At 55.6% G+C, this 11,850-nt stretch carries 8 protein-coding genes and 1 tRNA gene; 4 read left to right on the top strand and 5 right to left on the bottom strand.

Features of this window, described 5'->3' with window-relative positions:
• Nucleotides 1-44 precede the first annotated feature (44 nt).
• A complete protein-coding gene (locus tag E4T21_RS12285) occupies nt 45-1,529 on the top strand; it encodes an alginate export family protein (RefSeq protein ID WP_149285267.1) in 1,485 nt (494 codons plus the stop codon).
• A 460-nt stretch (nt 1,530-1,989) separates the two neighbouring features.
• Nucleotides 1,990-3,231: a benzoate/H(+) symporter BenE family transporter gene (locus E4T21_RS12280; RefSeq protein WP_240349123.1), complete on the top strand. Its 1,242-nt coding sequence runs from the start codon at nt 1,990-1,992 to the stop codon at nt 3,229-3,231.
• 191 nt (nt 3,232-3,422) lie between these two features.
• Here E4T21_RS12280 and E4T21_RS12275 read toward each other — a convergent pair whose 3' ends face one another.
• The 3 genes from E4T21_RS12275 to E4T21_RS12265 all read right to left on the bottom strand — a co-directional run bounded on the left by E4T21_RS12275 (nt 3,423) and on the right by E4T21_RS12265 (nt 7,961).
• Nucleotides 3,423-4,469 carry a proline racemase family protein gene (locus E4T21_RS12275; protein ID WP_149285265.1) on the bottom strand — a complete coding sequence of 349 codons (1,047 nt, stop codon included), beginning with the start codon at nt 4,467-4,469 and terminating at the stop codon, nt 3,423-3,425.
• The gene (locus E4T21_RS12270) at nt 4,469-5,653 is read right to left on the bottom strand and encodes a zinc-binding dehydrogenase (RefSeq protein WP_149285263.1); all 1,185 of its coding nucleotides are present in this window, start codon (nt 5,651-5,653) and stop codon (nt 4,469-4,471) included. The genes E4T21_RS12275 and E4T21_RS12270 overlap by 1 nt, the downstream gene beginning before the upstream one ends.
• Before the next feature lie 232 nt (nt 5,654-5,885).
• Nucleotides 5,886-7,961, bottom strand: a complete 2,076-nt coding sequence (locus E4T21_RS12265; protein ID WP_149285261.1) for a carboxy terminal-processing peptidase — start codon at nt 7,959-7,961, stop codon at nt 5,886-5,888.
• Nucleotides 7,962-8,174: 213 nt separating this feature from the next.
• Between E4T21_RS12265 and E4T21_RS12260 the strand changes: the two genes are divergently transcribed.
• A complete protein-coding gene (locus E4T21_RS12260) occupies nt 8,175-9,500 on the top strand; it encodes a M18 family aminopeptidase (RefSeq protein ID WP_149285260.1) in 1,326 nt (441 codons plus the stop codon).
• 146 nt (nt 9,501-9,646) lie between these two features.
• Here E4T21_RS12260 and E4T21_RS12255 read toward each other — a convergent pair.
• Nucleotides 9,647-9,723, bottom strand: a tRNA-Met gene (locus tag E4T21_RS12255).
• Nucleotides 9,724-10,361: 638 nt separating this feature from the next.
• On the opposite strand from E4T21_RS12255, the gene E4T21_RS12250 reads away from it, so the two are divergent.
• The gene (locus E4T21_RS12250; protein ID WP_187774989.1) at nt 10,362-11,168 is read left to right on the top strand and encodes a helix-turn-helix transcriptional regulator; all 807 of its coding nucleotides are present in this window, start codon (nt 10,362-10,364) and stop codon (nt 11,166-11,168) included.
• Between the two features lies 1 nt (nt 11,169).
• On the opposite strand, the gene E4T21_RS12245 is transcribed toward E4T21_RS12250, so the two are convergent.
• On the bottom strand, nt 11,170-11,721 hold the full coding sequence (locus E4T21_RS12245) for a cupin domain-containing protein (protein WP_149285256.1): 552 nt from the start codon (nt 11,719-11,721) through the stop codon (nt 11,170-11,172).
• Nucleotides 11,722-11,850 lie beyond the last annotated feature (129 nt).

The raw sequence follows: 11,850 nt of genomic DNA, 5'->3' as shown, positions 1-11,850 counted from the left end.
CATACCTGATACATCCGACATAATCATAACCACGGATATATAATATGATACTGCACGCTCAGACGGCTTCAGCCTCAATGAAGCTCGTGGTGATAGGTTTTGCCTGCATAATAAGTAGCGGCGTCCTTGCCCGGGATGCTGACTCCGGTAATCATCTTTCTATGGTCTCAGATTCCACGGCGAGTGCCCGGGAAGTTTCCAGGGCCGAACGCTTGCCTTTCAATCCTACACCGCCGCGCTATCTCGAAGATTATGAGTATCTGGAGGATGAGGCGCTGCGCACGGACTTGTTTGATCCGATTCGCTATATTGCCATTGGCAAATCGTCTTATCTCTCGCTGGGCGGCAGTCTGCGTTATAGCTATGACTATTTTGATCAGCCTAACTTCGGCCTGAATGGAGTGGGTAATGATCATTACTGGCAAAGCAGGGCACAAGTGCATGCCGATCTACATCTGTTTGATGACGCAGTCAGAGCCTTCGTTCAGTTCACCAATACCGGCTCGCAGAATAAAGAGATTTATTCGCCCTATGACCGCAGCGATACAGAAATCCAGCAGGCGTTTGTAGATTTCCGGTTGCCGCAACGTGAGGGCGATCGGTTTTACTCTCGCCTGGGTCGACAGGAGATGGGGTTGGGTGATCTGGCGCTGGTGGATATTCGCGCCATGCCCAATGTACGTTTGTCTTTCGACGGCGCGCGCTTCAGCTATCGCAGTCGCGAAGGATATAAACTTGATGCTTTCGCTGTCAGGCCAGTGGGCAATGTACGTCGGGGTTCATTCAACGACAGCTCAAAAGATAGCGGCGACTATTATGGTCTCTATGGCACTCTGCCGTTGAATGAAGGACTCAATCAGGACATTTATGCCCTGAGTTACCAACGCGATGAGCGCACGCTTAATGGCATCAGCGGAGAAGAGGATCGCCATACTGCCGGTACGCGCCTGTTCGGTGAGCAGCAGGGCTTTGATTATTCGTTAAACCTGATGTATCAGTTCGGCAAGTTCGATAATCAGGATATACGCGCCTGGGGTGTGCTGGGCGGTGCGGGGTATACCTTCACCGATGTTGCAGCCAACCCGCGGTTAGGGCTCTCGTTGATGGCTGCTAGTGGGGATGATGATCGCCACGATGGCAGAAGCAATACCTTCGACCCGATGTTCAGCGCTAACGGACTCTATTTTGGCAATGCTGGGGTGACCACGTTATCTAACCTGGTTGCCGTGGGGCCGCGTTTGACGCTGACACCGGGTTCCTCGCTTAAACTCTCACCCTCAGTGCTGACCATGTGGCGGGAAAGCCAAGACGATGCGGCCTACATGCCGGGCATGAATGCCATTCCGGGTACAGCGGATGTTTCTGGTAAGCGATTGGGCACATCATACAATATGCGCGCGACCTGGTCGGCGACGAATAATCTGATATTCGATATTGAGTACCAGTATTACGATGTCAGTGATGTGATCCGCCACGCTGGTGGCGAGGATATGCAGATGGTGGCGCTGCGTTCGTATTTTATCTTTTGAGGATGCCGAACAAGGTGCTGTTGGGCGCTCGCATAATGGATCTGATGGATTGTCCATCACTCAGTGTCATGAACATGCTTCAAGCTGATTCTAGACAGTCATTTTGCACGCTCTCAGCACCGCTTATTCTTTTGTCCAAATTTTGCCTGCTAATGAAGCGTCTGGGGTGCTTGTTGTGGAGTGCCTGTGCAGCAAAATACTACATAGGTTGCCTTTTATGCTGCTGACAGGAAGACGGTTCTGTCCTGAAGTGGGTTGGGACTATTCCTGTAACCTGCTGTTAAAAAGAAGATATATCTGTCTATAGGGATGCTGGCAGGATGAAGGGATGGGGTGTCAGGCACCGCCTGGAAATACCTTTACAGTATGGATGAGGACTCATTCGATATTGGTTCGGGCCTGGAGCGATGGCCAGAATTCACGCGATAACTCCAATTACAACACTTCCCCGGAGATCGCCGTGAAACATATCGAACAGGGTATTGGGCTGCGTAGTGCGCCCGCAGCCTTTTTTCGCGACATGAATGTCGATAACGTCAGCGCTGGCTTCGTGGCCGGGATTTTCGGCCTGAGTGCAGGTGTGATTCACATTAGTGCTGGCACTGCGGCAGGACTTGACCCGCATTTCATCATGATCTGGGTCATCGCCTACTTGATGATCAATGGCCTTTTCGGTTTATTGATGCCGGCCTATTATCGCCTGCCATTGCCGATGGCCAATTCTATTCCCGGTGCACTGTTGTTTGCCGCCATTATTCCTGTCGTGGGTCTAGAAGCCGCCTTGGGCGCGACGCTGATTGCCGGTGCGTTGTCGATGGTTGTCGGCCTGGCAGGTTGGATGGGGATTATCATGCGTCTCATCCCAATGCCGATTGTCATGGCCATGGTTGGCGGGATATTGCTCAAGTTCGGCACCAATATGGTGATGCCACTGCAGACGGCCATGGTACCTGCTGTTGTCATGATCCTGGCATATTTTTTCTCTGCTCGTTACCTGCGTCGGGTGCCACCATTGGTTGTCACCATGGTGGTGGGCATCGCTTATATGGCCATGTCGGGTGTGGATTTTTCCGATGTCGAATTCTCGGTAACTTTCCCTGAGTTCATTGTGCCGACCTTTACGTTTGAGGCGTTCCTCGCCTATGGCCTTCCGCTGACGCTGATTCTGGTGGGCATGGAAACCCCCGCTGGCGTGGGGCTGGTCAAGGGCATGGGCTTTCGTGAGGTACCGGCTAACGCCATTACCGCAGTGGGTGGTTTTGCGACCATGATCTCTGCGTTCTTCAATTTACATAGCACTTGTATTGCTGCGCCGATGACAGGTATCTGTTCCGGCCCTGAAGCTGGCAAGCATGACAAGCGTTGGGTGGCTGCGGTCATTGCAGGTGCCATCTTCATTATTGCGGCGCCGTTCTATGGTTTTGTGGTGAGCCTGATAGAAGCCATGCCGAAGTACTTCATTGCGATCGTGGCAGGGCTTGCGCTGCTGCGCGTGATCAGCTCTGCCATGGAAATGACGTTCTGCGGCAAGCATCAGGTGGGGGCTCTGTTCTCTTTCCTGATTGCTGTATCTGGTTTACAGATCCTTGGCATTGGTGCTTCGTTCTGGGCCTTGGTGCTGGGGGCGGGTATCTCGATGCTGGTGGAGTTCAAGGACTTTGATTTTTCCCGAGAGCAGGGCAATGAAGTGGAAGCTGCCTGAAGTGTGGCAAGGCCGTGCAAGGAAAGGCTAGCGAAAGGGCGAAAGACACCGGGCCTGTGGCATATGCCACAGGCCCGGTGTCTTGGTGCGAAGTGAGAGTCGGCTGAACAGATCAATGACCGGACTGAAAGCATTTCAAACCGACAGTAGCGGGCGGCCCCAGGAGCGAGGCCGCTAGGCAGGCGCTTCGCCTAACGGGGTGGTTGGTCATCCTGCAAGATATGGCGCAGGCCGCTGCACTCCACCATGGGATCGTCGCAGTTGATGACGATCTCTGAGTTGGCGAGTACGTAGCCCTTGCCGGTGATGGTGTTTTCCGCCACTTGGTGCGAGCCCTTCTGGCGAACTCCCGTGAGCTTGCCAATAAAGCCGGTCTCACGCAGGGAGACGGTTTCCAGTCGATCTCCAGGCTTCAACTTTCCCTCGTGATGCATCAGAGCCAGGCGGGCTGATGTCCCGGTTCCAGTGGTGCTTCGGCAGATTACCCCAGGATGTACATAGGTGGTCGAGCGCGAGCGATAGAAATCATCGGCAATTTGCTCGACTGGCCCCATGAAGTGCAGGAATGGCAGGGGGCCCACGTCGCCCAAGGTATAGTGGGAGAAGCCGCGTTCGGCCTGGATGGCTTCGACGATCTTGTGGGCACACTCGGCCAGGGCTCGCTCTTCGTCAAGGGTGAGCTGAAAGCCCAGTTCGGTGGCGTCCACCAATGCATAGAAGCCGCCGCTGTATGCCACTGAATAAGTCACATTGCCAAGGCCTGGTACGTGAATAGTGGCGAGGTGGGTATCGATATAGCTGGGCAAGCCCTCACAGGTAATGGCTTCTACCACGCCATTTTCCACCTGGGCTTCGATATTGACCCGGCCTGCGGGGGACTCAAGCACGAAATGTTGAGTGCCTTCTTGCTTGGGAACAATGCCGGCTTCCAGGACTGCGGTGGCAGTGCAGATGGTGTTGGAGCCGGAGTAGATGGGGTAGCCCATCACTTCCATGATGATATAGCCAGCCACTGCATCAGGGTCAGTTGCTGGCACGATCAGGTCCACTGACATTTCAGGAATGCCGTAGGGCTCGAAAAGCAGCAGGTTGCGTAGACCATCGGCGTCGTCACGGAGGTAGTGCATCTGGTCGCGAACGCTGGCACCAGGCAGTGGCGTGATGCCGTTCAACACGATGCGGCTGACGTCACCTCCGGCATGAGTATCCATCAGCTTGATGGTCAGGCGCTGCTCCATTAGCGAGCCTCCTGGTCGGAGAAGGAGAGGGAAAAGCGGGCGCCATGTTCGCTCCACTGGGAGTCAGGCACGATCACGATCTTGCCGAGGAAGTTGCTGCTGCGGTTGACGAAGTAACGCTCAGCATCATGCAGCTCAGAAAGTTTGAAGGTGGCGTGTAGCACCGGTTTGAGCTGGCCGGAGCGAATCCAGGCAATCAGTTGCTCGGCTTCTTCGCGAGTACCGTGGGAAACACCGAAGATCTGCACCTGGTAGAGATAAATGCGGGTCCACATGATCTCGCTGATGTTACCGCCGCTGGCCCCGGCGATGGACAGCCTTGGGTAGGTGGTGCGAGCCTTCATGTCATGGATCATGGTGTCGATGAAGCGATCGGTCATCTCTCCGCCTACCAGATCCATCACCGCATCGATAGGAGCACCATCGGTAGCGTCGAGCACTCGCTCGACAAAGGTATTCAGGTCGCCACGGTCGATGACAGCCTCGGCCCCCAGTTCGAGCAGGGCTTCTGCTTTCTCGCGCTGGCTGACGGCATAAGGAATCGCTCCGACGATGCGACACAACTGGATCAGTGCGGTACCCACGCCACCGCTGGCACCGCTGACCAGGACGCGTTCACCTGCAGAAACTCTGGCCGAGGTCATCATGTGATAGGCGGTCTGGTAGGAGCACATACCCATGGCGGCGAGTTCGGCGTCGGCAAGCTCTGGGTTGGCCACATGATGAAACTGGTCTGCAGGTACGGCGACGTATTCGGCGTAGCCGCCGTCGGCGCCGTGGCCATAGTAGTCTGGCGTCAGGTTGATATCACGACGAGCGTCGGGGTATAGATTGAAATCGAGCAGGCCGCGTTCACCTATGCGTGAATTACTGACACCGTCTCCAACCCCCACGATTCGGCCGGCGATATCTGCGCCCTGGATGCGAGGGAAGGTCAGCGTTGGTTCGCCCCCCATGGCAAAGGAGGTCATCTCGCTCTTGTCCTTGGTGGGATAGAGCCCCTCACGGGCCTTGCGGTCGGTATTGTTCTTGGCTGTGGCGGTAATGCATACCAGCACTTCGCCCGCTCCCGGTGTGGGGGTGGGTACGTCGTTGCGATAGGCCAGCTTGTCGATATCACCATGTCCTGTCAGCAGCATGGCCGACATGCTGGAAGGTATTTGTGCAGGGGTGCCGTGCTCCATCGATTATCTCCCTTGATTTGACGGTCTACAGTGACAATATCAAAGCGCTAGGTTGAGACCGAGGGTGGTTTTTTTGGTTTTCGGCGGAGGTTTTAGGAAAAATCCTACTGGTATTTCGCTTGGTTTCCTGAAGGGAGTCGTGAAGCCGTCTTGATGTCTACTGACCAAGAGCACAAAAAAAACCGGAGACTTTGCTCCGGTTTTTTGTGCTTGCTGAAGGTAGGTTGCTGATTCAATCGAGCTTGGTGGCGAATTGCCAGCTAGGGCCAAGGTCGACAAAATCGAGCAGGATTTCGGCAGACTCCTCGACTTCTGCACGATCAACAGGTTGGTCTTCCTTGCTCTCGTCAGTAGTAGTCGCTTCTTCCTCGCTTTCGCGGGCTTCGCTCCATTCCTTGAGTGGCTCCAGGTCCAGTGCTTCACGGCGCTCATTTTCCAGGGACAGCATTTCATCATCCTGCTGGTTGGCTTCCTGCTGGCGCTTTTCGCGGTTCAGGCTGACGCTGGTAAGCTGTTCGCGCAGCTTGCTGGCAAGATCTGCACGCTGTTCCAGATAATGGAAATTGGGCGATTCATCAGCGCGCTGCTGATGGCGAGACTGCAGCTTCTTGAGGTATTGGCGCGGCGTGCCATAAGTGCGGTATTGCACTTCTCGCACGGTGTCCCAGGGCAGGGCATCGTCCAGGGCGCTTTCGCCGATCAAGTTCGGGTCAAGCAGGCTGGGGTAGGCGATGTCTGGCTTGACGCCGCGATTCTGGGTGCTTTCGCCGGAGATGCGGTAGAACTTCGCTCTAGTCAGCTTGATCTGGCCATAGCTGAGGTCGTTGAGTGTTTGTACGGTGCCCTTGCCAAAGGTATTGGAGCCGACAATCAGACCGCGGCCGTAATCCTGAATGGCGCCGGCGAAGATCTCCGAGGCTGAAGCGGAAAGACGATTGACCAGAACGACCAGCGGACCATCGTAGTCGGTGCCGCTTTCGGTATCGCCATACAGGCTGATGCGGCCACGGGCATCGCGTACCTGGACGGTAGGTCCGCGATCGATGAACAGGCCGATCATCGAGTTGGCCTCTTGCAGGGCGCCGCCGCCATTGTTGCGCAGATCTAGGACGATGCCTTCGACCTTTTCTGCCTTGAGCTTGGCAATTTCTGCGGCGACATCGCGAGTTGTGCTGCGGTAGTTCTCCTCGCCAGCCCGCCATGCATCAAAGTCCACGTAGAAGGCCGGAACCTTGATCACGCCGACTTTATGGGAACCATCCTCACGCTTGACCTCGATGACCTCGCTGCTGGCAGCCTGGTCTTCGAGCTTGACGGTATCCCGAGTGATGGTAATGACCGTGGAGCGGGTGGTATCGGCAGACTCGCCCGGGACGATCTCCAGGCGTACCTTGGAGCCCTTGGGGCCGCGGATCAGCTCGACAACGTCATCCAGGCGCATGCCGACCACGTTGGTGATGTTTTCGCCTTCCTGGCCAACCCCGATGATGCGGTCAGCAGGCTTGAGGGAACCACCTTTGTCTGCTGGGCCGCCGGGTACCAGGCTGGCGACCTTGACGTATTCGCCATCGGACTGGAGCAGTGCACCGATACCTTCCAGGGACAGGCGCATCTGGATATCGAAGGACTCGCCTTGGCGAGGTGACAGATACTCGGTATGAGGATCCACTGTGCTGGTTGCCCCAGCCATCACCAGGGTGAGGATGTCATCCGCATTGGTCTGTTCAAGACGATGTTTTTGTGTCTGGTAGCGCTCGCGCAGCGTATCGACGACTTCATCATCGTCCTGACCGCTGATGGACAGCGTCAGCGCCGCATTGGCCAGACGTTTCTGCCATAGCGCATCAAGCTCAGACTCGTTCTTGGCCCAGGGCTCATCCTTGCGTTCCAGTACCAGGCGTTCATCGCCGTCGAAGCTCATGTCGAGCTTGTCGAGCTGGCTCAGCAGCCAGTCAAGGCGTTCTTCGGCACGATCCTGATAGCGGCCATAGAGCTCGTAGGTTCGGCCCAGAGAGCCATCCTTGATGGAATCATCCATGGTGGTGCGCAGATCGCTGAAATCATCAACATCACTTTGCAGCAGGTAGGCCCGCTGACTGTCCAGGATGTCGAGATAACGCTGGAAGGCGCGAGTGGACCACTGGTCGTCGAGTCTCACATCGGCATAGTGCCCGTAGCGTAACGATTCGGCCACTTCCATGGCCGCCTGACGCTGATCTTCCCCTGGTGAAGGGAGGGCCAACGCCGTGGGGGCCGCGACTAGCAGCGACAGCGCCAAGGCGCGACCCGCAGACTCAAACAGGCTCATCAATGAAGCACTCCAGGATTCGTGTACACTCGTCGGTCTGACACCGACCCTGTGCGGTTCCATGGTTTCACAACAGTTTTACAACCCAGGGTTTACCACCCAATCGTTGAAACCAAGTCATGGAAGCCAGGCCTTGGTTTCAGGGCTGAGCGAGCTATTGTAGCAGCTTGGTTTGTTCCTATGACCCCACTATCATGCACATAGAGGACGCACATGTCACAAGAGTGCCTGTTAAAGGATGTTATTCACTCGCCCAGGCTCGAGCGTCTGCTGGATTTTCTACGCTGTTCTCCGACCCCCTGGCACGCTGCCAGGACCATGGCCAGGCGCCTGGAAGACGCAGGCTACCGGCGCCTGGAAGAAACGCAAGCATGGTCACTCACACCTGGCGATCGTTTTTATGTCACGCGTAATGACTCTTCGATTATTGCGGTAAACCTGCCCACGGCGCCGCTTGAGACTCTGCGCATGGTGGGAGCCCATACCGACAGTCCTTGCCTGCGGCTCAAGACCAATGCTGCGAAGACATCTGCCGGATGGCTACAGCTGGGTGTGCAGGTCTATGGCGGCGCATTGCTGGCGCCCTGGTTTGATCGAGACCTTGGGATAGCTGGTCGTGTCCATGTCCGCCACGCCGATGGCCGTCTGGAGGGGGTGCTGATCAATGTCGCTGCTCCCGTTGCGATCATTCCCAGTCTGGCGATTCACCTGGATCGTGAGGCCAATGAAGGGCGGGCGATGAATGCTCAGACCCAGATGGCACCGGTCTTTCTGCAGCATGGTGATGTCGGTGATTTTCATCGCTTGTTGCTGGAATGGCTGGAAGCCCAACATGGCTTGACCGATGTCTCGGTGCTGGATTTCGAGCTTGGGTTTCATGATCTGCAGCCTCCTTCTGTGGTGGGAGCAGGCCAGGAGTTGGTCGCCAGTGCTCGCCTCGATAACCTGCTGTCTTGTTTCATTGGCCTGGAAGCCATGCTTGAGGCCGACGGCAGTCAAGGCGTGGTATTGGTGGCCAATGATCATGAAGAAGTTGGTAGTGCCAGTGCCTGCGGTGCACAGGGGCCTTTCCTGGCTGATGTGCTGAAGCGAATCAACTCCCAGGTAGGTGAAGCAGGGGATGAGGGCTATATCCGTCTGATTCAATCGTCACGCATGATTTCCTGTGACAATGCGCATGCTCTGCATCCGAACTTCAAGGACAAGCATGATGCTGAGCATGGGCCGGAGATCAATGCTGGGCCTGTGATCAAGGTCAACGCCAATCAGCGTTATGCGACCAACAGTGCCACTGCTGCCATGTTCCGCGATATATGTGAGGAATCAGGTGTGCCGGTACAGACCTTCATCACCCGCGCAGACATGGCTTGCGGAAGTACCATCGGGCCAATAACGGCCACGGAAGTTGGCGTGCCGACCCTTGATGTGGGGGTTCCACAGTGGGCAATGCACTCCATTCGGGAGACGGCTGGCACCAAGGATATCGAGTACTTGATTCGTGCCTTGACGTCCTTCTTCAACCGAGCCGAGCTGTCTTGATCGAGTTGTTCCAGGCTTTCCTGGGGCGGAGCATGGTGGTTTGCCACTGGAGTCATGCGCAAGCGAGTGGCATTTCCGGCTGAGTGGTATACCTGATGGAAGGCAAAAAGCCCGCTGATCACGGATCAGCGGGCTTTTTTTGTGTCTGGTGGCTACACCCTGACTCGAACAGGGGACCCCATCATTATGAGTGATGTGCTCTAACCAACTGAGCTATGTAGCCTTTCACGCGGCTGCATTGTACCTGCCTGATGTCTCGTGTCAAGCAAACCCGCCGAGCCTGTCGCTTGGATAGAGAGGATTTGGAGGAGCTTCGTGTCATCACATGGCGGGAAGCATGGAGCAGGGAGGTACCTGGGCAATATCAGGAAAAAAGGATTGACCCCAGGATCGGGCTTTTCTCAGGTTTTGAAAAGACATTTCCACGTACTAGCCCAGAAAAGTCTGACAGATTTTCTGTGCCGCAAAGGCGAAGAATAGTAACGAGAGACGGTGAAACCATGCTGGATAAAAAATCCACAGTGGGCAGAAGAAGCCCAGGAAGGAAGCAAAGCTAAGTGGGACAAAGCTAAGTGGGACAAAGCCTGTCAATGGCGAGTTGATGTCTCGTTATTGTACCACCGGCCCAAGGCTCCTTTAGTGGATTTAGCTAATTGCTTATCAAGCATGTTTTTTCGTCACTGGCACTTGGCTTATTGAAATGCATGGCTTCCCGTTGGGGGGCGGCGCTCACGGATTCGAGGGCTTTAAGCAAGTGTAGCGGATGTTTTTGTTTATGTGATTTTTTGTATCCGTAATCAAGGGAATTGAGGCTAATGTGGCACTGGCCACGCAGGGCTACAAGCCCAGGGAGGCATGAGCATGTTCAATGAAATGATGCGCGCAGAAATCTGGTTGCAAGAGACGCTGAATAGCCAGCTCAGCATTGAGGATCTAGCAACGCGAATGGGATATTCCTCGTCACAGGTGCGGCGGCGTTTCCGTCAGTCATTCGGAATATCTCCCAGTGCATATCGGGATATGCTGCGCCTGGAAAAAGCCGCCCGAATGTTGATTCACACACCATATGGGGTGCACGACATTGCTCGGTGCTGCGGATATCGCAATCATTCTGCGTTTACGCGTGCCTTCCAGCGTCGCTATCGGGTCGCACCTCGTGAATATCGCCAGAACCAGCGTTTGGAGCTGTATCGTCAACGCCATAGTCTGCCGCACTTTTCTGTCCGTTTGCTGGATCTTCCATTGCGTCGTGCTGCCGTGACTCGTCTGTACCAGCCGCCGGAACTCATCGATAACCTGGATGGCTGGAAGGCGAATGTGGAAGGGGCATACGATTTGCCTGCACGTCTGAATAACGCGGCCCCTATTGCCATCCTGCATGACCACCCGATGGCTAGCGAGGCGCCTCGAGTTGACATCGGCGTGCATGTTGATGAAGAGCATGCGCATCGCCTGGCCCTGCCTTTGCCTTTCCGCCTGGTGATGATGCCGGCCCAGCGTTATGCGTGCATTGACCTTGCAGATAGTTCGCAGCTGGGAAGCGCCATGATGTTCATGGCCTGCCGCAGCATGTCGGAACATGGGGTCTATCTAAGCGGTGACGCGCCACAGCTGGTCAAGTCTCACAATGGACTGGAGCTGCGCCTGCCTGTGCTGGAAGAAGAGTAACTCAGAACGTTCGTGCGGGAGTGGCGCAGCTCACTAGGCGACAGGGCATGTTGCCTGGGTTGCGGAAGCGGTGGGGCACATTGGTGTCGAAATAGTAGGCTTCGCCTGCGGTAAGGATGCGGGTTTCGGCGCCAATGGTAATTTCGATTTCTCCTTCGAGAATGACGCCTGCTTCTTCTCCCTGGTGGGCAATCATCTCGCGTCCTGTGTCACTCCCTGGAGGGTATGTCTCAACCATGAAGGACAGGGCACGGGACTCTCGGTTGGCGCCGATCAGCTTGAAGACGACATCGCCGCTACCTACGTCGACGAGTTCTTCAGCGCTGTAGAAGACCTGGTTTCTGCTCTCCAGGTCCATGGTGAAGAAATCGCCGACACTCATGGGGATGGCATCAAGGATCTTCTTCAGAGAACTGACCGAAGGGCTGACCTTGCCTTGCTCGATCAACGACAGGCTGGAGTGAGTGACGCCGCAGCGCTTGGCCAGCTCACGCTGGGAAATACCACGTAGGGTTCGCAGAGCCCGCAATCGGGCACCGACATCGTCTGACATCGAAACTTCCTTAACCGTTAGTGATATATGACAGGGCCGGCTGAGCCGGCCCTGTCATGATCATGTCTCGAGTAACGTTGACTGACTGTCACGCACCAGCAGCGACAACCTATCTGTGCTGGTGAAGTA

The organism is Halomonas binhaiensis (genome assembly GCF_008329985.2).
In the GTDB taxonomy this organism is placed as follows: Bacteria; Pseudomonadota; Gammaproteobacteria; order Pseudomonadales; family Halomonadaceae; genus Halomonas; species Halomonas binhaiensis.
Note: the sequence above shows the minus strand (reverse complement) of the source record. Positions and strands in the feature narration are given on the sequence as shown.

Excerpts from the sequence above, each read along its gene's own strand:
- E4T21_RS12285 (WP_149285267.1), top strand. The coding sequence starts at position 45 with ATGATACTGCACGCTCAGACGGCTTCAGCCTCAATGAAGCTCGTGGTG.
- E4T21_RS12275 (WP_149285265.1), bottom strand. The coding sequence starts at position 4,469 with ATGGAGCAGCGCCTGACCATCAAGCTGATGGATACTCATGCCGGAGGT.
- E4T21_RS12270 (WP_149285263.1), bottom strand. The coding sequence starts at position 5,653 with ATGGAGCACGGCACCCCTGCACAAATACCTTCCAGCATGTCGGCCATG.
- E4T21_RS12265 (WP_149285261.1), bottom strand. The coding sequence starts at position 7,961 with ATGAGCCTGTTTGAGTCTGCGGGTCGCGCCTTGGCGCTGTCGCTGCTA.
- E4T21_RS12260 (WP_149285260.1), top strand. The coding sequence starts at position 8,175 with ATGTCACAAGAGTGCCTGTTAAAGGATGTTATTCACTCGCCCAGGCTC.
- E4T21_RS12250 (WP_187774989.1), top strand. The coding sequence starts at position 10,362 with ATGTTCAATGAAATGATGCGCGCAGAAATCTGGTTGCAAGAGACGCTG.
- E4T21_RS12245 (WP_149285256.1), bottom strand. The coding sequence starts at position 11,721 with ATGTCAGACGATGTCGGTGCCCGATTGCGGGCTCTGCGAACCCTACGT.